Source organism: Pedobacter cryoconitis (assembly GCF_014207135.1).
GTDB classification, from domain to species: Bacteria; Bacteroidota; Bacteroidia; order Sphingobacteriales; family Sphingobacteriaceae; genus Pedobacter; species Pedobacter cryoconitis_D.
Genome location: NZ_JACHCC010000006.1, coordinates 55,950 through 80,977, shown reverse-complemented (window position 1 = coordinate 80,977; position 25,028 = coordinate 55,950). Strand labels below are relative to the sequence as shown.

Sequence of the window (25,028 nt, the reverse complement as noted above, 5' to 3'; positions counted from 1 at the left end):
ACGGGGTTTCATACCAGTAATCCTTTATAGCTGATCACGGTTTCACCTGCCAGGACAGTGTGTAACTTATTAAATATAGTAATGTCCAGCGGTTCTTTGCTGTCTGTATGAATGATCATTTCATCCCTTTTGATCTGTATTTTCAACTGGATACCACGGAATCCTACCTTAAAGGCAAACGAAGTCCATTGTTCCGGCAGAAAAGGATTAAAGGAAAGTTTATCCGCTCTGACACGCATCCCTGCAAATCCTTCGACAATACTCATCCAGGTCCCTGCCATTGAGGTAATGTGAAGACCATCTTCGGTATCATTATTATAATCATCAAGGTCTAAACGTGAGGTACGCAGATAGAACTCGTAAGCTTTATCGCCATCATTCAGTTTAGCCGCTAAGATACTGTGTACACAAGGTGATAAAGAGCTCTCATGGACGGTACGGGATTCATAAAAATCAAAATTCCTTCTCAGTGATTCCAGATCATAGTCATCTTCAAAGAAGTACATTCCCTGCAAAACATCAGCTTGTTTAATGAAGCAGGAACGTAAAATCCTGTCCCAGCTCCACTTTTGGTTAAGCGGACGTTCTGATGCAGGTAAATTGCTGACCAGGATCTGTTCTTTATCGAGATAACCATCCTGCTGAAGGAAGACACCCAGTTCCTGATCGTATGGCAGATAGATATTTTCAGCAATATTTTTCCAGTCGGAAAACTCCTGATCAATTAATGTCGTTTTAGCTACAATGCGCTGATATTGTTCAGGATCATTTTCTTTGACAATATCCGCAGCTTCTGTGGCGTATTTTAAGCACCAGGCAGCTAAGGTATTCGTATACCAGTTATTGTTGATGTTATTTTCGTACTCATTAGGCCCGGTCACACCCAGCATTACGTACTGTTTTTTATCAACACTCCAGTTTACTCTTTGTTTCCAGAAACGGGCAATCCCAATCAGTACTTCCAGTCCGTATTCTTTCAGATAGGAAGTATCACCTGTGTACCGGATATAGTTGAAAATTGCAAATGCAATAGCTCCGTTTCTGTGAATCTCCTCGAAAGTAATTTCCCATTCATTATGGCATTCTTCGCCATTCATGGTTACCATAGGATATAATGCAGCTCCCTTGTCAAATCCAAGTTTCTGTGCATTTTCAATTGCTTTCTCTAAATGTTTATACCGATAGATCAGCAGATTTCTGGAAACCTCCTGTGGTGCAGTTGACAGATAAAACGGGATACAATAAGCCTCGGTGTCCCAATAGGTAGAACCTCCGTATTTCTCACCTGTAAAACCTTTAGGGCCAATGTTTAAACGGGCATCTTTCCCTGTATAGGTCTGATTTAACTGAAAAATATTAAAACGGATAGCCTGCTGAGCAGCTACATCACCTTCTATGATGATATCGCCTTCTTCCCATTTGGTTGCCCAGGCAGCAGCCTGATCTTCGAGTAATGCCTGGAAACCTCTGGCTACCGCAGCACCCAGAACCGCTCTGGCTTTTTCCGGCAGCTCTGCGGAAGCATAGTTCTGTGAAGAGAGGTTAGTTGCAATTTTATAAATGTCGATTCCTTCGTTCTGGTTCAGTGTGAATGAGGTGCTTTCTGAAAGGTACTTTTCGCGGGAAACTGAATCTGCACCTAACTGAACTGCCTGCTCATTTTTATACACCAGGGTTTTAACACCAGTAATCACGTCGAATGCCGTTTTCTTTGTTCTTAAGGTTAAATAAGAACCACTCCCGTCTTGTGCACGGCTAACCTCATCCCAGAATTTCTCTTCGTAATTGGAGTCCTGGTTTTTTACATCACCATCAATAACAGCCTTTAATTCCAGTTTTCCTGAAAAGTTAAGGGGGATCAAATGGTAATGCAGGGCTGCAATCTCGTCATTGGCAATACTGAAAAATCGTTTAGCGTTTACTTTTACTTGTTTACCTGAAGCTAATTCTGCCGTGAAAGTACGTTCCAGATAACCTTCCTGCATATTCAGGACGCGTTTGAAAGCAGTTACTTTACACAGATTTAAATCCAGAAGCTCTCCGTCAAATCTGAACTCGAGCCCCATCCAGTTGGTTGCATTCAGTACTTTGGCAAAATATTCAGGATAACCGTTTTTCCACCAGCCCACACGCGTTTTATCGGGATAATAGACTCCCGCAACGTAATTGCCCTGTAAAGTATCTCCTGTATAGGTTTCTTCAAAATTTGCACGCTGCCCCATCCGGCCGTTACCCAGGCTGAACAGGCTTTCTGATATCTTATTCAAATGAGCATCAAAACCATTTTCTATGATATTCCACTCTTCTGCTTGTATGTAATTCTTCATGTTTACCCCTTTTACGCTATGCTTTTCCTTTTTTATCTTTTACCAGCTGAATCAGCCCATCTACACTTATCGCCGACAGATCTTTACTGATCTGATCTGCTCCCGGCAGATTCACTGCTTCTCCTATTCCGACAACAGCCATTTTCGCGGCTATTGCTGCCTGCACGCCAGCCGCAGCATCTTCAAAAACGATACAATCGGCAGGTGCTGCGCCCAGCAATTCTGCTCCTTTAATAAAAACTTCAGGATCAGGTTTTGAACTGGTCACGGCATTACCATCTACAATGGCATCAAAGAAATGGGTCAGCTGAGTTCTTTCCAGAATTAAACCGGAATTCTTACTCGCTGAACCTAATGCAATTTTTATTCCGTGTGTATGCAAAGCGGTTAACAATTGCAGCGAACCTGGTAACACTTCGGATACAGTCATTTTACTGATCATATCGACGTACCAGCTGTTTTTCAACGTAGCGAGTTCTTCTTTTTCAGCAGCAGTCTTCTCAACACCTCCCCAATTCAGGATCATGTCGAGGGAGCGCATCCGGTTTACGCCTTTCAATTGTTCGTTCTGTGCTTCAGTAAAATCAAAGCCTAATGAGTTGGCCAGTTTTTTCCAGGCCTGATAATGATAAACAGCTGTGTCTACCAATACGCCATCAAGATCAAAAATGCACGCTATAGTCGTATCGTTCATATTAATTCAATTCTAGTACCAGTGTCGTTTTAGCTGGAATTTGGATAGTTTTAACTGTATTTAATTTTTCTCCGCTGATCACATTGACAGCTGAAGTTATATTTTTCATGCGTTCTTCAAATCTTGAAGTATTCAGGACTTTAGCCTTTTCTTCGCTGTTGAGGATAATCATCACATCTTTTGCCCCGTTTGCCCCAGTAATATACCTGAAATAAACATATACACCGTCTTCGGGAACAAATTGCATCATTTTTCCGGTCTGTAAAGCAGGGCTGTTTTTCCGGTAATTAGCCAGCTTGCTGACATAGTTCCAGGCCTCGTTTTCCTTTGGGGTACGACCTGTTACATTGAATTTATCAGCAGCATCCCCTGCCCATCCTCCGGGATAGTCTGATCGGACCAGCCCGTCGGGATCTGAATAATTCTTCATCAGGATCTCAGTACCGTAATACAACTGAGGGATGCCCCTCATGGTCAGTAACAAAGCCATTCCGGATTTATATTGAGCCATATCTTCTTTAACCATAGAATAGAAACGGCTCATATCATGGTTATCCCAGAAGATGACATTACGTGTCGGATCCTGGTACAGAAAATCTTGTGAAACAACATTGTATAATCTGAAAATACCGTCAGTCCACCCTGTCTTCCCATTGAGGGCTTCATAAACAGCACTTTTCATCATCGCATCGGTCACACCTGGTAAATGTGTATCAAACCCCCTGTTCACCGTGTTTCCCTGGGTGAAATAAGCCTGTGCTGGAACAGAGTTCACCAAGGTCTCTCCGAAAATTGACAGGGAAGGAAATTCAGCCTTAAGTTTTAAAGCCCAGTCGGCCATATAAGAAGGCTCATTATAGGCATAAGTATCTAATCTTAATCCATCGATTCCTGCGTATTCGATCCACCAGATATGATTCTGGGTCAGATAATTCTGGACATAAGGATTTCTTTCATTCAGATCGGGCATAGATGGGACAAACCATCCGTCCAGTTGTTTTTTTCTGTCTGCCTGGGAAGTGTGAGGGTCCATTACTGGCTCATCGCGATAGCTTGTCTGTGTATAAACCGGCCATTGATTAACCCAGTCTTTCATAGGCATATCTTTAAACAGCCAGTGTCCTGTACCAATATGATTATGTACAATATCTTTAATCACTTTCAATCCTTTGGCATGGGCCTGGTCTACATAAGTTTTATATAAAGCATTGGTACCATAACGCGGGTCTATTTTATAATGATCTGTCACTGCGTAACCGTGATAAGAAGCTAAAGGCATATCGTTCTCAATTTCCGGGGTCATCCAGATGGTAGTTACTCCGAGTGCCTTCAGATCATCCAGATGATTGATTACACCCTGGATATCTCCGCCATGACGGTAATACATGGAATCACGGTTGAGTTTGGTTTCGGCCAGGCCTTTAACAACATCGTTTGACTTGTCGCCATTAGAGAAGCGGTCAGGCATCAGAAGATAGATAAAATCTTTATTGGTTACCCCCTGAATCCTTGAAGCAGACTGGTCTCTGTTTTTCAGCTCATAGCTGTAATCGAATACTTTTTTCCCTCCCTTATCCATAAATGAAATCGGAAATTTACCTGCTTTGGTATCGGCAGCAATTTCGAGATCAATAAAGAGGTAATTCGGATTTTCAACCTGATGAACTTCAATCAGGTTTACACCTGGATAATTGAGCCTGACGGTATATCCGGAGATATCTTTCCCGTGAATTAACAGTTGTAGTTTCGGGTTTTTCATTCCAACCCACCAGAACATCGGTTCTACATGATCAAATTTAGCCTGCGCCCATCCATTTACAGACAACAGAACAAATAGTGCAATTAATAGTTTCTTCATTTTAAAAAGGATTAATAGGTAATCACAAACTGAGCCGGGGTATTGCCAAGGGTTATACTTTTAACCTTTGCGCCTTCTACCGGGTTTGCAGTTCCCTGAGGATCGAACTTTGAAATCGGTGCAAGGAATGAATTCATTTCATCCTTAATATTTTGACCATTATTTAATTGAGCATCTGTACTAAAACCATGAAAGACTAGTTTAAGCTGGTTGAATTTGGATTTAAAATTCCCTTCGGCCTTCTCAAAGGTAACATTGTGCTTTACAGCATCATAACTTATCTTTCGTTTATAAAAATCACCTTTTTCATAATTATAGCTCTGTCCGTCATCTTCATAATAGACAAAAGAATTATTCAGTTGTCCTTTGTAGATATGCAGGACCAGTGTATCTGTTGGTTTCTCCTGAGTAGACTGAACGAGCGACTGCATAGGTACAATACTGCTTTCTTTAACATATACAGGAAGTTTATTTTTTGACAGGCGAAGTATCTTTTCCGTTTCACCCTGCTGTACTTCATCGGTATAGAGGTCATACCATAATCCTTTAGGGAAATAGGCGTTTCCAAATTCTTTGGTACTTTCAAATGGCAGAACCATAAATGCTTTACCAAACAGGTACTGGTTCTGGAAAGAGGTATCAAATACTTTGGCGTCAAACGTATAATCTATAGCGAGGGTCCGCATCACGGGTAATCCGTTCTGTGTAGCTTCAAAGAAGGTAGAATATAAGTAAGGCATCAGTTTATAACGGAGATTGATATAATTCCTGGAGATTTCGAGTACTTCTTCTCCGTGGGTCCAGGGTTCTGATGACTGTGTGTTCACAGCAGCATGGTTCCGGAAATAAGGGTTAAACGCTCCTATCTGGATCCATCTTGCAAATAGTGAATTGCTGGGCGTACCGATGAATCCACCGATATCCATTCCTGTAAAAGGGACTCCGCTTAAACCTAAACTATTCAGCAGACGTACACCTAATAACATATGGTCTTCTTCGGGACGGTTATCCCCGGTCCAGATGGCGGTGTATCTTTGTAATCCTGCATAACCAGCACGCGTCAGGATAAAAGGACGTTTGTTCATCGATGCCTTTGCGCCTTCATAACTCGAACGTGCCATCTGCAATCCATATACGTTATGTGCCTGTTTATGACTGGCAAGGGCCCCATCATAATTAAACAGCACATTGGATGGCATTTTATTTCCCCAGGTCGCTATCTCGTTCATATCATTCCAGATACCGGAAACACCTGTATTGGCGAAGAATTTAACTTCATTTCTCCACCACGACCTGCCTTTTTCACTGGTAAAATCAGGGAAGTTGCACCAGCCAGGCCAAACCTGACCAGAGTAGTTTGTGCTATCCGAGTATTTGATAAATATATTTTCTTTCAGACCGCTTTCATAAGCCTGATAACCTTTTTCTACTTTAATACCGGGATCAACGATAACCGTCGTGGTAAAGCCCATATCGGCGAGCTTTTTATTCATAGCCAGCGGGTTCGGGAAACGTGATTTGTCCCAGGTGAATAATTTATACTGGTCCATATAATGGATATCCAGTGTGATTCCGTCTGCGGGAATTTTCTTTTCTCTAAGAGTCTGTGCTATACGCAAGACCTCAGTATCGGGGTAATAGGTATAACGGTTTTGCTGATAGCCTAAGCTCCACAGCGGTGGTAAGTTCATCCTTCCGGTTAAGGAAGTATAAGAAGTGATAATATCTGACAGGTGTTTATGATAGATGAAATAGTAATTCATTTCTCCGCCCTGTGCGCCAAAAGAAGAAAATCTGTTATTGCTGGCACCAAAGTTAAAATCACTCTGGTAGGTATTGTCAAGAAAGATACCGTAGTTTAAACCATGGTGGATTCCCATATAAAATGGAATGGTAGAATAGAGCGGGTCCTGCCCTGTAGAATAACCGTAAGCGTCAAAATTCCAGTTGGTGTAGCCACTGCCTTTACGGTCAAGGTTACCTGTTTTTTCGCCAAGGCCTACAAAACGTTCGCCTTCCTGCATCTTTTTGTAGGTGGTAACTTCATCTGCAACCCAGGAAGTGTTAAGTCCTTTTTCGTCCTGACTGATAATCTTTCCATCAGGTGTATAAAAAGTAATACTGTAAGGATTTTTGGTAATTTTTGCCTGAAGGGAATCGGTGGTTATGCTGATCTCCCGTTCATTCTGGCTAATAGAAACAGTAGTTTTAACAGGTTTGGAAATGACCGCATAAGAGAAATCATTACCTAGTTTCTTCTGATCTAACCGGACCCTGATAATAGATGGACTGTAAACTGTCAACTCACCATATGCATGCTCTGTTGTAAATTCTACTTTTTGTCCGGCGATATTTACAGTCTTGATATTTCCGGTATTAACGACCGGATTATTTTGCGCATGGACCAGCAGCGGAAAAGTAAAAAGGAATAGCAGTTTAGGGATCAGTTTCAGTTTTCGCATATTGATCGGAAAGGTTTATACAGAAGGAAAAGCCCTGAAAATATTTTCAGGGCTTTTCTGTTTTTTTATTGTTTAGATATACTGTAGGTATAGTTACCCGGCGTACTTAGGTTTAAGACGATTTTATAATTTCCTGCAACAGTTACAGGGATATTCGCTCCGCCGTATACTGGTTTACCATTTGCAGGAGTATTATCACCGAAATTAATATCATATGCGCCATTTGCCCTGAACTTAAGCGCACCTACTGAAAGTGGCATGGTCACTGTCCAGACTTTATTAGTTACATCATAAGTCATCGGTGTATCAGTACTCCATGATCCGGTAGCATCTCCGATGATTGACCATACTGTTTTAGTCAGTGAATAAGTTAATGCTTTGGTATCGGCTTTGATCAGATAATAGCCTGCACCGTCAACATGTAAGTTCCCGCCACTTCCCGCACTTAGTGTACCTGCGGCAGAAGTACCGTAAATAATACCGGCCCAATCTGGCGTTGAGGTAAATTTAAAGTCTGTCGATCCATCAGGGAAATTAACATATCCTTCGTAAACCTGATTACCAGCCACTGAAGAAATTTTTGCTGCGGTAGCCGGTGTCCAGTTAGGTGCTGCCTGATAAGAACCCGGAACATAAAGTGACGGATAATTGATCACAATCTGATAAGGGGTTACAGTAATCGGAACCACATTGGAATATGCAGGTGCATAAGTACTACTGATAGTAGCTACAGCTCTTACTTCCAGTTTACCAGCTACACCAACGGTCAACCCCATCTGGTTAACCAGATCATTCAGGTCAGAAACCGTATAGGCTTGGGTTAAAGCTGTATTTACGGCAATCTCCTTAGGTGCTTTAAAGCTATTCCCTGCAAGATCTATCTGGATCGCGTAACTTACACCAGCACTATAGCCAAAAGAAGAGGCTGTCCAGTTGAAAGTGACAGCATTTTGCGTTTTTTTAGTGCTGTCCAGGACCAGCGTACTTTGTGTGGCTGTCAGAACCGGAGCTGTGCCGTTACCCGCCACAACTTTAGTTTCATCCTTTTTACATGACATGAATAATAGCAGGAAAAGGCTATAGGTCATGGTTTTTATATATAATGATTTCATATCTATGATAGATTTTGATTAATAACCTGGGTTCTGTGTTAAATTAGGATTGGCAATCAAATCAGCAGATGGCAACGGGAAGATACTACGTGTCGCATCAATACCACGTCCTGCAGCAACACCACCTTTAAATGGCCATAAATATGATCCATCAGTAAATTTGCCGAAACGTACCAAATCTGTACGACGGTATCCTTCCCAGAAGAATTCTTTGGCTCTTTCTGTCAGGATATTATCTAATGTCAGGGAAGTCACATTTCCACTGCTGTTACCATAGGCACGCTGACGCAAAAGGTTAACATAAGTAAGCGCCTGGCCCATCGAACCACCGCCGCCGCCACGTAAAACAGCTTCAGCATAATTCAGGTAAGCTTCCGGTAAACGGAATAAAGGGAAATCAATAGAACAGAAGGTTCCACCAATTGATGGAGCTGCAACACCTGCCTGATTAACATTTCTGAATTTGATAGCACGTAAACCATCGGTAAATACGGCTACAGCATCATTCACAGATTTGTCACCATAGAACATTGCCCTTGAATCAGGATTAGAAGTAAAAGCACCTGAAATACCGAACATAGCCGGTAAAGTTGAACGGGTACGGATACCACCCCAACCACCATTTGGAACACCAAAAGTAGCAGGTTTCATATCACCATTGATAGACGCATTGACTATAAAGGTAGTTCCGCCATAATTCTGAGTCAGGGTTCCATCATAGTTAATAGATAAGATGGTCTCCGGGTTATTGATATTGTTATCAGCAAGGAACAAGTTTTTATAAGCTGAGTGCAGACTGAAACCACCAGCGATAACTTTGCTTGCATAAGTAATCGCATCAGTGTTTCTGTCAGTACCTGTATAAACTGACGCATTCAGATATAACCGTGATAACAACATCCATTCAGCTGCCTTAGTTGCCCTTCCATATTCATTGGACGTTAATAAAATAGGATCAATAGCTAATAATTCACTCTCTACATACTTGAATAAATCTGCACGTTTAATTTGCTGAGGTGCTGTTGTGCCAATCAGATTGTTTTCAGTGATGAACGGAGGATTACCAAATAAATCCATCAATACCCAGTATTGATAGGCGCGCAAAAATCTTGCTTCTGCTACATAGACAGCAATATTAGCTGCATCTGCTCCTGTAATATTACGGGAAGCTAATTTAGCCGGAGTACTTTCGCGCAGGAATTCATTGATCACCGTAATCTGGTATAAACTCCTTGTATATAATCCTCTCAGGAGGATATTATCTGAAGTATAGGTCTGATAGTTCAGGTCATAAACTCCCGGATCATTCCATACACAAAGTCCTTCATCAGTAGTTAATTCCTGAGCATTCCAGTATAAACGAATAAAATCGGATGTTCCTGCATCAATCCCGCCAAGGTCACTTGAACCTGAACCACCGCCACCAGTAGTAGCGAAACTTCCGTATACTTTAGCCAGTACCTGCTTATAACCAGCAGGAGTAGAATAAGCAACATCTGAAGTGATATCATTTGTAGGCTTCAAATTCAGGTCTTTTTTACAAGACGAGAAGGTGGCCATCAGGATGGCTGTTGCCGTAAATATTTTGAATAGATTTTTCATCTTTCTCTCTCTCTTAAATTTATATTATTAAAATCCTACGTTAAGCCCCAAACTGTATGTTCTTGGTCTTGGGTATAAGTTATAATCAATACCCGAACTACTCTCAGGATCAATTCCCTTGTATTTGGAAACCACAAATACATTCTGAACGTTTGCAGTGATCCGAAGATTAGCCTTTGAGTTTGGTGAGATACGACCAAAATTATAAGCAACACCTGCATTATCCATTTTAAGGAAGGATGCGTTTTTGATATAGTAGTCACTCAGGTACTGGTTATTGGAGAAATTGGTATCGTAGAATGAGGTACTTGCATTATTGATCAGACCGCTTGGGCTAAGAATATTTCTGCTTACAGCCAGGTTAGAGGCAACATTATCATAAATATAGTTACCAATGTTCGCACGCAATACAGTACTCAGCGTCCATTTTTTGTAGTTAAATGAAGTAGTGAAACCCATGATATATTTAGGTGCCGGAGATTTGTAGAAATATCTGTCCTGATCATTCACAACACCATCATGATTTAAATCAGCATATACACCTTCGATTGGTGCTCCCTGTGCATTATAAACTTGCTTGTATACATAGAAGGATCCAGGTTGATAATTAGCTGAATTCCATTTCAATGTAGTACCAGTGGCTCCGGTAATATTACCATCAGTAGTTCCGATTTTATAATCAGGGCTTGGGTTAAGAGACAGGTTGGTTACTTTACTGTTATTGTAGGTAAAGTTAAAGCCCATATCCCAGTTCACATCGGCTGACTTAATGATTCCTACATTGATACTTGCCTCAATTCCTTTATTGGTCATGTTACCAACATTCGTTAATAACAGGTTACTGAAGTTCGTTCCTACTGCAATTGGTACAGTACTTAATAAATCTTTAGTTTTTTTATAGTAAACATCTACACTACCGTATACTCTTCCTTTGAAGAAACCGTAATCCAGACCTGCATTGTAAGTCGTAGAAGTTTCCCATTTCAGATTTTTATCATAAGCAATTGGTGTATACATATGGTAAAACTGATTGCCTAACTGATACTGGGCCTCATTTACACTGGTGTAGTAATTTGGTAAATAAGTATAGTTACCAATACCATCCTGCTGTCCGGTAATACCATAACTTAAACGCATTTTCAAATCAGAAAACACTTTACTGTCTTTTAAGAATGACTCATCAATTGCTCTCCAGGTAAAACCGGCTGAAGGGAAATAACCCCACCTGCCAGACTCACTGAATTTCGATGATCCATCAGCACGCATCGTTCCTGAGAAAATATATTTATCAGCGTAGGTGTATACCAAACGACCATAGTAAGACAGTAGTCGATTTTGCTGTGTATCAAAAGGAAATACTATTGGACTCTGCAAAACACCTAAAGCATTATAGCTATTGAAATTGTAAGTAGTTGTAGAGTTGTCATAAAAACCGTAACCAGCAGTTGCATTAATATTACTTCTGATGCTTTGCAGATCCTTGTTATAGCTAAAAAACGCTTCCGCTACTTTATTATGCTGAACAGCTTCGTATTGGGAAGCTGTTCCTGGGCCTCCTATACTCTGTGCTGCATAAGCCGGAACATTAATAGCTCCATATCCTTTAGACACATCATAACCACCATTCACATTTAAATGCAGTTCAGGTAAGAAATGGAAGGAGTAATCTAATTTTAAGTTACCAAAACTACGGGCTGTTTTACCATTATTTTGTTTTTCTTCAATTAATCCCAATGGATTTTTTGGCGCATTTGGATTTATACTACCATCAGCATTTAACCATTCGAAATATCCGCCGTATTTATTATTAGCATAAACAGGTTGTGTCGGATCAAACTGAATTGCCGCAGCTACAGCATCCGTGTTGGCAAAACGTGTTTCACTTAGTGAACCTTTCAGGTTCAGATCTACTTTCAGGTGTTTATCAAAGAAAGTTGGATTCAGAGATATCCCAGCTGTTGCTCTTGTCATCTCGTCTGTACGTAACAAACCTTTTTGATCCAGGTAACCACCGGAAATCCGATAAGGAACATTTTTAAAGCTTCCTGCAATACTCAGGTTATTATCTGTAGTGAATGCATTGTTGTAGATCACATTCTGCCAGTCCGTATTAGCAGTACCTAATAAGGCTTTTTGCGCAGCAGTTCCATTCGCATTCACATAAGCACGAATCTGATCACCCGTTAATACATCTACCTTCTTAGCAACCGTAGCATAAGAATTGACTGTGCTGAAATTGATTGTAGGTTCTCCTGATTTTCCCTTTTTAGTCGTAATCAGAATAACACCATTAGAGGCTCTTGAACCATAAATTGCAGTTGCATTAGCATCCTTTAATACAGTGAAAGTCTCAATGTCGTTCGGATTAATTAAACTCAGCGGATTCGCAACCCCTGCGATTACAGTACCACTTGTCGCACCAACAGTCAGGTTACTTCCAAAAGGAACACCGTCAATCACAATCAGAGGATCGTTACTCGCGTTCAATGATGCACCACCACGAATACGGATAGTACTTCCTGCTCCAGGCTGTCCACTATTAGAAACAATGGATACACCGGCAACTTTACCAGCGATCAATTGCTCAGGCGAAGTAATATTACCTGCCTGAAAATCTTTAGCGCCTACTGTAGTCACAGATCCGGTCAGATCTTTTTTCTGTACTGAACCATAACCAATCACAACCACTTCATTTAAGTTCTGCGCGTCTGGCTTCAGTTTGAAATTTACTACCGTATTACCATTCACGGTTACATTCTGATCAATGGAAGTGTAACCAATATAACTTGCTGTCAATACAACAGCTCCCTTGGTTACTCCAGTAATCTTAAAATCCCCATTCACATCTGTGCTGGCACTTCTGCTCTGCCCTTTGATCAATACAGATGCCCCAGGAAGACCTTGTCCCGTTTCATCAATGATCTTACCAGTTATTGAACCGGTCTGTGCTTGTACGGTCAGTGCGGTTATGGTTAAAACCAGCAGCAGACAATACCTCATCACGTAAAATACTTTCATATTTGATAATTTTTTTTGGGGTATATATTTGGATAATATTTACTGTGTATCACACACATCGTAAATTCACATTTGACCTCCACATTTCAAAATTTTATATCAAATAATTTTTTAACACAATATTTAATATTTTAAAATCACTAAAATACCCTAATAAATTTTACACTACTTTTCACAATTACACAATAAATCACACAGTATAAAACTGTATATCAACACATTACAACCATTCAAACAACAATAAAAGTGTTTTTTTTACACTAAGTGTTTTTCAGCCTATTTTACGGGAACGATACCGGGAACGTTCCCGTAGTTTTAGATAGTTATTAACAATCACGACAGCAAAAAAATCTGAAATTCTGCGTATTTCGGAAGAAAGGAAAAATATTCTGCTCAAAAAGGGCAGAATTTAGTAACAAGAATTTAACGTATTTTTAACGTTTCAGCGCAGTAGAATTACGCTTCATTAACTTAGACTCAAGAACGATTTTTTCACTTACATTCACCTGCTCAGGGAACTCCAGCATTTTGAATAATAACATTGCAGCTTCGGTACCTATCTGCGTGGCTGGCTGGGTAACGGTGGTTAAAGAGGGGTTTAGTAAAGGGGCAATCTGCAGGCTAGAAAAGCCTACAACCTTAACTTCTTCAGGGATGGAGATATCCAGGTCATTACAGGCGTAATAGGTAGCAAAAGCAAGACGTTCCACTGAAGTAAAAACACCATCTGGTTTCAATCGTTTCAACATGTCTTTCAGGATGACATTATTTCTTTTATAGCTGTTCGTACAGTCTACAATTAAACGATCGTCAAATGGAATATTATATTTAGCCAGGGCATCCAGATAACCCTGCATCCTGGTTTTACCAATGGATAGATTTTTATTAATAACCAGGCAGGCAATTCGTTTACATCCCTGTTTAATTAAATGTTGTACAGCTGAGAAACTACTGGCATAATCATTCGTAATCACCTGAGGTGTAATAATATCCTCGTAAACCCTATCGAAGAAAACCAGCGGCAGTCTCTTCTGATTAAGTTCATTCAGATAGTTATGATCATTAGCCTCTCCGGAAACAGACATAATGATACCATCTGCCCTACCATTATGCAAATGCCTGATAAAGGAAACTTCTTTTTCATAATCATCGTCAGTTGCATAGATTAAGATATGATAACCTTTAGCTCTTGCAACCCCTTCAATTCCATTAATGGCCTGAGAGAAGAAGTTATTACCCAGCTCTGGAACGATGACGGCGATGGTTTTACTTCGCTGTTCCCTTAAATTGCTGGCATAATGATTTGGCTGATAATTCAGTTCTTTTGCAGCAGCCAGAATTTTGTCCTTGGTTTCTTTACTAATATCGCTATTGTCCCGGAAAGCCCTGGAAACAGTTGAAGTGGATAAATTAAGTGCCTTCGCCAGTTCTTTTATATTGATATTACGCATTTATACCGCTGCAATTATATTTTACAGCGGTAAATATAGCCGAAAATTTCTAATAAAATTAATCCTTCCATTTCCACTCACCGGCGATCTTCAAAGGTTCTTCCAGATTATTCTTGATCAGGAAAGCCTTGAGTTTATCTTCTGTTTGTTTTCCTACAGGAAGATCTGGTGTATTAGCCAGGGCGTAAGTCAGCATTGCACTGTAACGTACTGTATTTTTAAGCTGCTGTTCATCAACCAGCTTAAAGCTGTCTCCGTCAGAATGATAAAATTGTCCGGAATGGTTAGGTAACTCCCCTCCTGCGCCGCCACCGGTAGGAATCCCTTCCAGCATAAAAGGTTGATGATCGCTATGTAACCAGGCTCCAGCTACGAAAACATTCTTGAAGCCCGTATCAATTTTTACTATCTGATCTCCCCAACCTTTAAATAAGATTTTCATTTCCTCCCGGCTTGTTGCAAAACCTTTAGGGTCATTAGTCATATCATAATTCAGCATAAACTTCACCTCATCCAGCTCGTGTTTCTTTTCTGCCTGAGCGATATAAGCTTTTGAACCTAATAACCCTTGTTCTTCCCCCATAAAGAGGATAAACTCAACCGTACGTTTAGTTTTCAGTTTCAGAGTTTTAAAAGTTCTCGCCATATCCATCACAGCAAAAGAACCTATACCATTATCAATGGCACCGGTGGCCAGATCCCAGCTATCCAGATGACCTCCAACCAGGATTTTCTCTTTTGGAAGAGAATCACCCTTGACCGTTGCGATGATATTTCTCGCTTTGATCAGACCAGAAAAATTGGTCATCTTCAAACTTGCATACTGTGTTTTTGATTTCAGCTGTTCTTTGAGTTTCATCCCGTTTTCCAGGCCAATACACACTGCAGGAATGGTAATCAGCTTTCCTGTGACTGAAGCTGTTCCTGTCAATAACACTCCGCCCTTTACTCCGTTGATAAAGATGATCCCCGCAGCTCCGTGTTTAATCGCAATCGCCGTCTTTTCAGAACGGTGAAGTGAAGCTGTGCCTTTTGGTGAACCGGGTAATATGCCCAGATAAACCAGTGCAATTTTACCTTTAATCTGAGTTGCATTCTGGTAATCACTCTCCAAACCATTTCCCATATCGACCAGCGCTGCGGATACAGATGATTTTACCGGAGAATGTGCCAGTGCCACAGAAGGTATAATCCGGAGTGATGATGCTGCATCCCCAATCTGGGTTTCATTAGTGATACGGCTCCAGCTCTCTACCTCGAAGGGTTGATAACGCACATCGTAACCATAAGATTTCAATAGATTAAAAGCATATTCTTCGGCTTTAGCTCCATTAGCAGAGCCTGTTAAACGATGACCTATAGTTTCTGTAGCAGATTTTAAGGTACCATAAGCTCTGGAATGCAGCTGCACATCTGTATTGATATTGCTAAATGCTGTGTTAAAATTATCCTGGGCATACACAGTGGTAGCAAGCCCCGCCAGAAAGAGAGAGAGAAGGATCTTCATGAAAAATATATTTTGATTAAAATAAGCTTTTAATTAAAATATATCCGCATAAAAATGTAGTGTATAGGATTTGTTACTTTTTACGTTCTGTCGTATAACGGACTAATTGCTCTAACCCGGTTCTGGCTTCACTTTCTTCAAAGCTGTATAAAATATCGAATGCTTCCTGCTGATATTGTGCCATCTTCTGAGTGGCATAATGAACGCCTTCTTTACTATTCACAAAATCAATAATCTCCTGTATTTTAGCCGGCTCGTCCTTATGGTTTTTAACCAGGTTAATCATCCGCTTTTTCTCGGCTTTATCCGCCCTGTTTAAGGCATAAATTAATGGGAGGGTTACTTTTTTCTCCTTGATATCTATCCCAAGAGGTTTACCTACATCATCCGTACCAAAATCAAAAGTATCATCTTTAATCTGAAAGGCAATACCGACCTTTTCACCAAATAACCGCATTTTTTCGATGGTTTCATCATCAGCACCTGCCGAAGCAGCGCCACAAGCACAACAGGAAGCAATCAGGGAGGCTGTCTTCTGACGGATAACATCAAAATACAATTCTTCGCTGATATCCATTCTGCGTACCTTTTCAATCTGTAACAACTCACCTTCGCTCATCTGCTTTACGGCTTCAGAGACAATCTGCAGGAGACGGAATTCGTTATTATTTACAGATAACAGCAGGCCTTTAGCCAGCAGGTAATCACCAACGAGTACAGCAATTTTATTTTTCCATAAGGCATTGATGGAAAAGAAACCTCTGCGCTCATAGGCATTGTCAACAACATCATCATGAACCAGTGTGGCTGTATGCAGTAATTCTACCAGTGCGGCACCGCGGTGGGTCGATTCGATAATCCCCCCGCAAAGTTTAGCGGCAAAAAAAACAAACATAGGTCTGATCTGCTTACCTTTTCTCTTCACAATATAGTGCGTAATGCGATCCAGTAAAGGGGCGTCACTATGCATAGAGGCCTTGAACTTTTCTTCAAAGACTGCTATATCTGCGGCTATGGGTTTCTTAATCTGATTTATTCCTGGCATTCAGGTTTGAAAATATTTGCAAACTTAACTAAATTCAGCTAATTCTGCTTTAATGAAATTTTAAAATTGATAAATACGCTTATTACTTTTCAGTGATGTGTTTAAAGATCTGTTCTGCATGAACTCTGGAGTTTTCAATAAACCACTTATGCGTATCCATACCCCCGCAAACTACACCTGCAAGATACAGCCCGGGAAGATTAGTTTCCATCGTTTCCGGGTTATAGACCGGTGTTGCTGAAGATTCACCTTCCAACTGCACACCTAACTTTTTCAACATCCCAAAATCTGGTTTATAGCCCGTCATGGCAATTACAAAGTCATTCTTCTGGGTAAAGGTCTTCTCTGGTGTTCTGATCGTTACACTATCTTCCTGTATAGAGACAACTTCCGCATTAAAATAGGCAGTGATTTCACCTTCTTTGATTCTGTTTTCTATATCAGGACGAACCCAGTATTTCACATAGGAACCTATTTCCGGGCCCCGGACAACTAAAGTAACCCTGGCTCCTTTGCGGTAAGTTTCAAGTGCTGCATCAATCGCAGAATTATTTGCTCCTATCACAACGACATCCTGAAAAGCATATAAATGCGGATCTTTATAATAGTGTGCAACTTTTGGCAGGTTTTCACCTGGAATATCCATCAGCAGAGGGACATCATAAAATCCGGTAGATATAATTACATTTCTGGTTTTATAGCTTCTTTTGGAAGTTTTAACTTCAAAATGATATGCTGATGTTTTTAGAACCTCCTCTACTTTTTCAAAAAGATTGATCTGCAGATCAAATTTTTCTGCCACCCGGCGATAGTATTCTACAGCTTCATTACGGTTTGGTTTAGGACTGATACTGACAAAAGGAACCCCGCCGATTTCCAGTTTCTGAGAAGTTGAGAAAAAGGTCATAAAAACAGGGTAATTATACAGACTGTTTACCAGCGCTCCTTTTTCTACAATGATATAACTCAGTCCGGCCTTTTTTGCTTCTATACCACATGCCATGCCAATAGGACCTGAACCAATGATCAGTACATCATATTCTTCCATCAGCTGATCAGTGTTTGATTTCTTTTGCTGAAGCAGAGCTATCCGTACGTTTCAAGGCCGTTGACCGGATAGCGGCATATCCCCCTTGAACATCGATAACATTCACAACACCCCGCGCTTTTAAAATAGAAGCAGCAATCATAGATCTGTAACCGCCCGCACAATGGATATAATAAGTTTCCGTTGGACTGATCTCACCTGTCCAGTCGTTGATATAGTCCAAAGGACGCGTAAGTGTACATTCTAAATGCCCGGCTTCATATTCGCCTGGTTTACGCACATCAAGTATCTTTACATCCGGCTGGGTCAGGACTATTTCTTCAAAATCAGTCACAGAGACAGAGTCAATGCTCTCCACATCCTTACCTGCGTTGAGCCATGCTGTGATACCACCTTCAAGATAACCTATAGTTTCGTCGTAACCAACTCTTGCCAGACGCGTAATTGCTTCTTCGGCTTTGCCTTCTTCGACGATCAATAATAAAGGTTGTTTCAGATCAGTCACCAGGGCACCAACCCATGGGGCAAACTGTCCGTTTAAACCAATATTAATAGAAGAAGGAATGAATGACTTAGCAAATTCCTGAGGGTCTCTGGTATCGATAATCAGCGCTCCGGCATGATTTACTGTTGCCTCAAATTCTTCAGGAAGCATCGGGATTAACCCCTTTTCTCTGACCTGGGCAAAACTTTCGTAACCATTTTTATTGATTGCTGCATTTTTCGCAAAATACTGCGGCGGAGGTAAAATCCCGTCCGTTACCTGTCTGATAAAATCTTCTCTGCTGGATGCCTTTAAGGCGTAATTAACTTCTTTCTGATGTCCCAGTGTATCGAATGTTTCTTTACTCATATGTTTACCACAGGCAGAGCCAGCTCCATGGGCCGGATAAACCAGGGTCTGATCTGGTAGAGAAAGAATTTTTGAATGCAGGGAATCGTATAATGTACCGGCCATCTCTTCAGCTGTCTGTGCCCCTTTTTGTACAAGGTCAGGCCGGCCTACATCACCAATAAACAAAGTGTCGCCTGTAAAAATACAATAAGGCTTACCTTCTTTATCCCTTAACAGGTAAGTGGTAGACTCAGGAGTATGTCCCGGAGTATGTAAAACCTGAATGGTCAGATCTCCTATTTTAAAGATCTCTCCATCTTCAGCTATATAAGAATCAAAAGTTGTCTGTGCTGTTGGTCCGTAAATAATTTTCGCACCCGATTGCCGGGCAAGATCAACATGTCCAGAAACAAAGTCTGCATGAAAATGCGTTTCGAAAATATATTTTATAGTAGCACCGGCTAATTTTGCCTTTTTAAGATAAGGCTGAACCTCACGTAAAGGGTCAATGATTGCTGCCTCGCCATTACTCTCTATATAATAGGCGGCCTCTGCCAGACAGCCTGTATAAATCTGCTCTATCTTCATTTGTTATTTATCGGTTATGAAGCTTCCATGAATGATTAAACATCCGGCTTCCTCATCATTTATTACCAGACTCAAAAGTAAGCTAATTATCCTTCATCTCTTCAATACTATACAAAAATAGTAGTTTTAATTAAACGAATGCTAAACAGTTAACTCACCTCTCAGCGATTGTTCCATTAAAGACGCAATTTCAGTATTTGTCAGATTCTGTCCCATCAGGTACATCAATTTAGTTACTGTAGCCTCAAATGTCATATCAAATCCGCTGATGATCCCCATTTGCTGTAGCTTCTTACTGGTTTCATATTTTCCCAGTTCAACAGAACCACCCTGGCACTGTGAAATATCAACAATTAATTTTCCCTGATCGATCGCTTCCTGCAAACTGTCAATAAACCAGGAAGCAGTGGTTGTATTACCCGATCCAAAGGTTTCCAGTACAATAGCATCTACAGAAGACCTGGTGATTGCCTGTACTGCCTGGGCAGTAATTCCAGGATATAATTTTAACACACCAATATTGGCATTAAAATTTGACTGAACCTGTAAAGGTTCCAGCGGCAGCTCATTGATATAATTATTATAAAAAGACAGATTCACTCCTGCCTCGGCAAGGATATGGTAATTTGGAGACTGGAAAGCTTCAAATTTCTCTGAATTATATTTAATCGAACGGTTACCCCTGAACAACTGATAATCGAAATAGATACAAACCTCAGGTACCATGGCCTTTCCATTATTCTTGGTCGCTACAATTTCCAGTGCCGTAATTAAGTTTTCTTTGGCATCAGTCCGGATCTCTCCTATCGGGAGCTGTGACCCTGTAAGTACTACCGGTTTATTCAGGTTCTTTAACATAAAGCTCAATGCAGAAGCAGTATAAGCCATCGTATCCGAGCCATGCAGCACAACAAATCCATCATATTCATCATAGGTTTCTTCAATAATCCTGGCCAGCTCCGCCCAGATCACAGGATCCATATTAGAGGAATCCAGGATCGGATCAAAGGAATGCACAGAAAGATGATAATTTAACCGGGCCAGTTCGGGCACATTCTGCTGAATCTGCTCAAAGTCAAAAGGAATTAATGAACCCGTTAAAGGATTATTGACCATACCGATAGTTCCACCTGTATAGATAATGAGAATTTTTGTCATGTAAAGCTAAACGTTAAATATTTTGATTGAATTAGCTGTTGTTACTTCAGCTACCTTTTCTACTGGAATATGATAGATATCTGCAACTTTCTGTGCAATATGAATGAGATAACTGCTTTCGTTAGGTTTTCCTCTGTAAGGCACCGGTGCCAGATAAGGCGAATCCGTTTCCAGTACCAGATGTTCCAGCGGAACATGCGAAAGCACTTCATCCAGCCCTGCTTTTTTATAAGTGACTACACCTCCTATTCCCAGATAAAATCCTAGTTCTATAGCTTTGTTCGCCTGCTCCAGATTACCTGTAAAACAATGAAGGATTCCTCTCAGTTCATCTCCTTTTTCAGCTTCCAGTATTTCGAATACTTCATCAAAAGCTTCTCTGCAGTGAATGACAATAGGAAGTTTCAATGCCTTGGCCCATTTGATCTGCTCAAGGAAAGCTAATTGCTGTATGGCTAAAGTACTTTTATCCCAGTAAAGATCAATGCCGATCTCTCCGATAGCATAAATCTTCCTGTCAGCAATACTTTCATAGATCTCAGCAAGAATTTCAGTATACCCTTCCTTTACTTCACAGGGATGTAAACCGGCCATCGCAAAACAATTATCGGGATATTTGCTAACCAGATCGTCAATTTTAGCAATGGAAGAAATATCTACATTAGGCAGAAATAAACGCTCTATCTTATTTTCGAAGCAGCGTTGAAAGAGTAAAGCCTGTTTTTCCTCTTCTGTTTCGTAATATAAATGCGTGTGTGTGTCAGTTAATAACATAGAGCAAAGTTAATAAAAAAACCCTGTCCGGTAATCCGGACAGGGTTCTTCATTAAATTAAAATCTTACTTATTTTTTAGCTGTAGGCGCTGTCATAACCGGCGCAGCTACAGGTGCACCTGTAGGTTTTTTGATGTCAGTGATTTCAACCTCAAAAGCTAATGGAGAGAATGGAGTGATACCACCCTGAGGCATTCCGCCTTCACCATAAGCCAGGCTCGAAGGAATGATCAATGTGATTTTTCCACCTTTACCAATCAGTTTCAAACCTTCGTCAAATCCTGGAATTGCTCTTCCGATGGTGAACGGACGAGGACCATATTTTGCCATCGGGTTGAATTTACCTGATTCTTTAGCTACTTTTTCGATACTTGTATCAAAAATACTTTCTTTACCATCTGATTTTTTAGTTAGTAATTTACCAGTGTAGTTTACCATCAAAGTATCAGTTGGTGTCGCTCTTTGTGCATCACCAGGAGCTGTAATTACATATTGTAAACCAGAAGCTGTAGTTTGTACTTTCAGTTTGTTTTCTTCAATGAATTTTTTGATTTTTCCACCTTCAGCTGCTTTATGTTTAGCAACAGTAGCCTGGAAGTCTTTCTGGAAAAACTCAGTAGCTTTTTTCTGGAAAGTTGAATCAGCTTCACCTTTAGCTTTGTGCATTACTTTTTCGATTTTCACAGTGAAAACCATGTATTTATCTTTTTGAGTAGCTGGTTTCGGCTGATTTGAATATTTAGCCATTGAATCCAGGTCAATTTTGAATGTCGCACTGTCACCTTCAGCTAATAACATTAGAGCGTCAGAGATATCTCCTGCCCATTGTTTTTTAGATACAGGGAATACAGCTGGCTGCTGAATGTCATAAGTACTGCTGGTTACTGAATCTTTTTCAGTTTTTTGAATTGCATTGATTTTGATGATATCACCTTCAACGATTTTGTCTTTTCCTTCAGTCTTGTGTATTGTATACATCAGGCCTCCCGGACCTTTTTTGTAGTTGTTACAAGCCGCTAAACCAAGTGTGGCAGCAAAAAGAATTACTAATGTTTTTTTCATTTGAATTTATAGTTGTTGTTTTTTGTTTCTCAATTACGCTTCGGCAATCCTGCAATTTATACAATATATGCTTACACGCTTAATTTTATTTGATTGTTTTTTCTTTTACTGTAATAATAGTGTTTTGTAATCCGGCAGAATAGATTTAAAATAAGCTATTGTGTCTTCCAGATTTTTGTCAGAATATCCACCGGCAGCATTCCTGTGCCCACCTCCGTTGAAATACTTTTTACAGATTTCATTAGCTGGAAAATCACCTGTTGAACGCAGCGACAATTTAACTTTATCCGTCCGTTCAATAATAAAGGCAGCAAGCCTGATCCCGTTAATCGAAAGTGCATAATTAACAATGCCTTCAGTATCTCCGGTAACAATGTTGAAACGTTTGAGTTCTTCGGCAGTAACCGTGATGATAGCTGTATTCAACTCTCTGATAATTTCCAGTTTATTGGTCAGACAATTTCCCAGGAAACGCAAACGGTTTTCTGTTGCATTATCATAGACCAGCTGGTGGATACGCCAGTGTTCTGCACCTGCATCAATCAGATCAGCACCTATGCGATATACTTCGGAAGTAGCAGAAGGGAATCTGAAAGATCCTGAATCTGTCATAATTCCCGTGTATAAACAGGTTGCAATATCCTTATTCATCAGTGCTGCATCATCCAGTTCATTGACAATGAAGTCGTAAACCAGCTGGGCTGCTGCACAGGCGTTGATACTCCAGTGTCTGTAATCATCAAAATCCTCAGGATCCAGGTGATGATCAATCATGATCTTATAAGCAGAAGAACTGCGGATAACTTCACCCAGTTCATTGATACGGCTCAGTGTGTTGAAATCCAGACAAAATACAAGGGCTGCATCAGCAACCAGTTGTTCTGACTGCTCTTTAGCTTCTGTATAAATGATTACGTCAGCGTTATTAGGCAGCCAATGTAAAAAATAAGGATAGTCGGTCGGGGTAATTACTTTTACATGATGGCCTTTCTGGATCAGATAAGCATATAGCCCTAAAGAAGAGCCCATAGCATCGCCATCAGGTTTATGGTGTGTCGTAATTACAATTTTCTGCGGCGTTGCCAGCAGTGTTTTAAGTTCGGAAAGGGATAGCATAATTTTTCGCTACAAATCTAATAATTTAATGATTAAGAGCTTGTTTAAATTTGATGTTTAATATTATCAGTAGAAAATGTAGTTTTGCAAAACAAATAACACTATAATGACTACAAACAGAACATTTACAATGATTAAGCCAGATGCAGTAGCAAATGGACATATCGGTGCAATTATCAATGATATTACTGCTGCTGGTTTCAAAATCATCGCGTTAAAATACACTAAACTAACAGCTGAGACTGCTGGTAAATTCTACGAAGTTCACAAAGATCGTCCTTTCTACGGTGATTTAGTTAGCTTCATGTCTTCAGGACCAATCGTAGCTGCGATCCTTGAAAAAGACAATGCAATAGAAGATTTCAGAAAACTGATCGGTGCTACAAACCCAGCTGAAGCAGCTGAAGGTACTATCCGTCAGAAATATGCAAAATCTATCGATGCTAATGCTGTTCACGGATCTGATTCGGATGAGAATGCTGCAATCGAAGGAGATTTCTTCTTCACTGCTGCTGAACGTTTTTAGTTTTTGCTAAACAAGAATTTTTAAGCACCTCAAAAGGGTGCTTATTTTTTGCCCTGATTTTTTCCTCCGGGCAAGTATTGACCTGAATTAACAACAAAACCAATTCAATTTAATGAAGAAATTATTTATTACCGCCCTTATCCCATTTTGCGCTTATGCGGTAACTGCACAAACTAAACGTAAACCAGTAAAAAAAGCAACAGTAAAAACAGCTGTGGCCCCGGTAAAAATGACAAGTCTGACCGACTCGGCAAGTTATGCTTTCGGTCTTTCGATGGCTACGGGCCTGAAAAGTAATGGTGTAACAACTTTAAACTATGATTTACTGATCAAAGGATTAAAAGATGTCTATCAGGGACAAACACCTTTATTAAGCCAGGAAAACTCACAGAAGGCTATCGGAAATCTTTTTAAAGGAATTACCCAGGCTAAATACGCTACCCAGATTGCAGAAGGCAATACCTTCCTGGCCAATAATAAAAAGACCCCGGGCATACAAACTACCAGCAGTGGTTTACAGTACCAGGTGATTACACCTGGAGCAGGCCAAAAACCGACAGCGACAGATAACGTACAGGTAAACTACAAAGGTACCTTACTGAACGGAAAACAGTTTGATAGTTCTTACGATAAAAAAGAGCCCCTTTCCATTTCTCTTGACCACGTTATTCCAGGATGGACAGAAGGTGTACAGCTGATGTCCCCGGGCGCAAAATACAAATTTTTCATCCCTGCTAACCTGGCTTATGGTGAGCGTGGAGCCGGTCAGGACATTCCACCTTACAGTACATTGATTTTTGAAATTGAATTAATCAAGATAAACGCTAAGTAATATTTCCAAAACC

The 25,028-nt window shown here is 40.4% G+C and carries 18 protein-coding genes; 2 read left to right on the top strand and 16 right to left on the bottom strand.

Translation table 11 applies throughout. The features are described 5' to 3' along the window. Positions 1-8 precede the first annotated feature (8 nt). The 16 genes from HDF25_RS12055 to HDF25_RS11980 all read right to left on the bottom strand — a co-directional run bounded on the left by HDF25_RS12055 (position 9) and on the right by HDF25_RS11980 (position 23,657). Positions 9-2,327 carry a glycoside hydrolase family 65 protein gene (locus tag HDF25_RS12055; RefSeq protein WP_184625018.1) on the bottom strand — a complete coding sequence of 773 codons (2,319 nt, stop codon included), beginning with the start codon at positions 2,325-2,327 and terminating at the stop codon, positions 9-11. A gap of 16 nt (positions 2,328-2,343) precedes the next feature. Further along, entirely contained in the window at positions 2,344-3,021 is a 678-nt protein-coding gene (pgmB, locus tag HDF25_RS12050) for a beta-phosphoglucomutase (protein WP_184625017.1), read from the bottom strand. Between the two features lies 1 nt (position 3,022). Further along, positions 3,023-4,879: a glycoside hydrolase family 13 protein gene (locus HDF25_RS12045; protein ID WP_184625016.1), complete on the bottom strand. Its 1,857-nt coding sequence runs from the start codon at positions 4,877-4,879 to the stop codon at positions 3,023-3,025. 11 nt (positions 4,880-4,890) lie between these two features. After that, the gene (locus HDF25_RS12040; RefSeq protein WP_184625015.1) at positions 4,891-7,341 is read right to left on the bottom strand and encodes a TIM-barrel domain-containing protein; all 2,451 of its coding nucleotides are present in this window, start codon (positions 7,339-7,341) and stop codon (positions 4,891-4,893) included. Positions 7,342-7,406: 65 nt separating this feature from the next. Further along, complete coding sequence (locus HDF25_RS12035) at positions 7,407-8,453, bottom strand: SusE domain-containing protein (RefSeq protein WP_184625014.1); 1,047 nt, start codon at positions 8,451-8,453, stop codon at positions 7,407-7,409. Between the two features lie 18 nt (positions 8,454-8,471). Beyond that, the gene (locus HDF25_RS12030) at positions 8,472-10,055 is read right to left on the bottom strand and encodes a RagB/SusD family nutrient uptake outer membrane protein (RefSeq protein WP_184625013.1); all 1,584 of its coding nucleotides are present in this window, start codon (positions 10,053-10,055) and stop codon (positions 8,472-8,474) included. Positions 10,056-10,082: 27 nt separating this feature from the next. Beyond that, a complete protein-coding gene (locus HDF25_RS12025) occupies positions 10,083-13,073 on the bottom strand; it encodes a SusC/RagA family TonB-linked outer membrane protein (RefSeq protein ID WP_184625012.1) in 2,991 nt (996 codons plus the stop codon). Positions 13,074-13,507: 434 nt separating this feature from the next. Beyond that, a complete protein-coding gene (locus tag HDF25_RS12020; protein ID WP_184625011.1) occupies positions 13,508-14,524 on the bottom strand; it encodes a LacI family DNA-binding transcriptional regulator in 1,017 nt (338 codons plus the stop codon). Positions 14,525-14,582: 58 nt separating this feature from the next. Further along, positions 14,583-16,031, bottom strand: coding sequence for a M20/M25/M40 family metallo-hydrolase (locus HDF25_RS12015; RefSeq protein WP_184625010.1), 1,449 nt, complete (start codon positions 16,029-16,031; stop codon positions 14,583-14,585). Between the two features lie 73 nt (positions 16,032-16,104). Beyond that, on the bottom strand, positions 16,105-17,076 hold the full coding sequence (locus HDF25_RS12010) for a polyprenyl synthetase family protein (RefSeq protein WP_184625009.1): 972 nt from the start codon (positions 17,074-17,076) through the stop codon (positions 16,105-16,107). 82 nt (positions 17,077-17,158) lie between these two features. Continuing rightward, positions 17,159-18,124: a YpdA family putative bacillithiol disulfide reductase gene (locus HDF25_RS12005; protein WP_184625008.1), complete on the bottom strand. Its 966-nt coding sequence runs from the start codon at positions 18,122-18,124 to the stop codon at positions 17,159-17,161. Between the two features lie 7 nt (positions 18,125-18,131). Next, on the bottom strand, positions 18,132-19,547 hold the full coding sequence (locus HDF25_RS12000; protein WP_184625007.1) for an MBL fold metallo-hydrolase: 1,416 nt from the start codon (positions 19,545-19,547) through the stop codon (positions 18,132-18,134). A 141-nt stretch (positions 19,548-19,688) separates the two neighbouring features. Continuing rightward, on the bottom strand, positions 19,689-20,705 hold the full coding sequence (locus tag HDF25_RS11995) for an asparaginase (protein ID WP_184625006.1): 1,017 nt from the start codon (positions 20,703-20,705) through the stop codon (positions 19,689-19,691). 6 nt (positions 20,706-20,711) lie between these two features. Further along, on the bottom strand, positions 20,712-21,479 hold the full coding sequence (locus tag HDF25_RS11990; RefSeq protein ID WP_184625005.1) for a TatD family hydrolase: 768 nt from the start codon (positions 21,477-21,479) through the stop codon (positions 20,712-20,714). 69 nt (positions 21,480-21,548) lie between these two features. Then, positions 21,549-22,541: an FKBP-type peptidyl-prolyl cis-trans isomerase gene (locus tag HDF25_RS11985; RefSeq protein ID WP_184625004.1), complete on the bottom strand. Its 993-nt coding sequence runs from the start codon at positions 22,539-22,541 to the stop codon at positions 21,549-21,551. A 105-nt stretch (positions 22,542-22,646) separates the two neighbouring features. Further along, positions 22,647-23,657, bottom strand: coding sequence for a DHH family phosphoesterase (locus HDF25_RS11980; protein ID WP_184625003.1), 1,011 nt, complete (start codon positions 23,655-23,657; stop codon positions 22,647-22,649). A 106-nt stretch (positions 23,658-23,763) separates the two neighbouring features. Between HDF25_RS11980 and HDF25_RS11975 the strand changes: the two genes are divergently transcribed. Together HDF25_RS11975 and HDF25_RS11970 are read left to right on the top strand one after the other, a co-directional pair. After that, positions 23,764-24,183, top strand: coding sequence for a nucleoside-diphosphate kinase (locus HDF25_RS11975; protein WP_184625002.1), 420 nt, complete (start codon positions 23,764-23,766; stop codon positions 24,181-24,183). A gap of 112 nt (positions 24,184-24,295) precedes the next feature. Beyond that, the gene (locus HDF25_RS11970) at positions 24,296-25,015 is read left to right on the top strand and encodes an FKBP-type peptidyl-prolyl cis-trans isomerase (protein ID WP_184625001.1); all 720 of its coding nucleotides are present in this window, start codon (positions 24,296-24,298) and stop codon (positions 25,013-25,015) included. Positions 25,016-25,028 lie beyond the last annotated feature (13 nt).

Bases quoted from the DNA above. Each gene is read 5' to 3' on its own strand.
- HDF25_RS12055 (WP_184625018.1), bottom strand. From the start codon at position 2,327: ATGAAGAATTACATACAAGCAGAAGAGTGGAATATCATAGAAAATGGT.
- pgmB (WP_184625017.1), bottom strand. From the start codon at position 3,021: ATGAACGATACGACTATAGCGTGCATTTTTGATCTTGATGGCGTATTG.
- HDF25_RS12045 (WP_184625016.1), bottom strand. From the start codon at position 4,879: ATGAAGAAACTATTAATTGCACTATTTGTTCTGTTGTCTGTAAATGGA.
- HDF25_RS12040 (WP_184625015.1), bottom strand. From the start codon at position 7,341: ATGCGAAAACTGAAACTGATCCCTAAACTGCTATTCCTTTTTACTTTT.
- HDF25_RS12035 (WP_184625014.1), bottom strand. From the start codon at position 8,453: ATGAAATCATTATATATAAAAACCATGACCTATAGCCTTTTCCTGCTA.
- HDF25_RS12030 (WP_184625013.1), bottom strand. From the start codon at position 10,055: ATGAAAAATCTATTCAAAATATTTACGGCAACAGCCATCCTGATGGCC.
- HDF25_RS12025 (WP_184625012.1), bottom strand. From the start codon at position 13,073: ATGAAAGTATTTTACGTGATGAGGTATTGTCTGCTGCTGGTTTTAACC.
- HDF25_RS12020 (WP_184625011.1), bottom strand. From the start codon at position 14,524: ATGCGTAATATCAATATAAAAGAACTGGCGAAGGCACTTAATTTATCC.
- HDF25_RS12015 (WP_184625010.1), bottom strand. From the start codon at position 16,031: ATGAAGATCCTTCTCTCTCTCTTTCTGGCGGGGCTTGCTACCACTGTG.
- HDF25_RS12010 (WP_184625009.1), bottom strand. From the start codon at position 17,076: ATGCCAGGAATAAATCAGATTAAGAAACCCATAGCCGCAGATATAGCA.
- HDF25_RS12005 (WP_184625008.1), bottom strand. From the start codon at position 18,124: ATGGAAGAATATGATGTACTGATCATTGGTTCAGGTCCTATTGGCATG.
- HDF25_RS12000 (WP_184625007.1), bottom strand. From the start codon at position 19,547: ATGAAGATAGAGCAGATTTATACAGGCTGTCTGGCAGAGGCCGCCTAT.
- HDF25_RS11995 (WP_184625006.1), bottom strand. From the start codon at position 20,705: ATGACAAAAATTCTCATTATCTATACAGGTGGAACTATCGGTATGGTC.
- HDF25_RS11990 (WP_184625005.1), bottom strand. From the start codon at position 21,479: ATGTTATTAACTGACACACACACGCATTTATATTACGAAACAGAAGAG.
- HDF25_RS11985 (WP_184625004.1), bottom strand. From the start codon at position 22,541: ATGAAAAAAACATTAGTAATTCTTTTTGCTGCCACACTTGGTTTAGCG.
- HDF25_RS11980 (WP_184625003.1), bottom strand. From the start codon at position 23,657: ATGCTATCCCTTTCCGAACTTAAAACACTGCTGGCAACGCCGCAGAAA.
- HDF25_RS11975 (WP_184625002.1), top strand. From the start codon at position 23,764: ATGACTACAAACAGAACATTTACAATGATTAAGCCAGATGCAGTAGCA.
- HDF25_RS11970 (WP_184625001.1), top strand. From the start codon at position 24,296: ATGAAGAAATTATTTATTACCGCCCTTATCCCATTTTGCGCTTATGCG.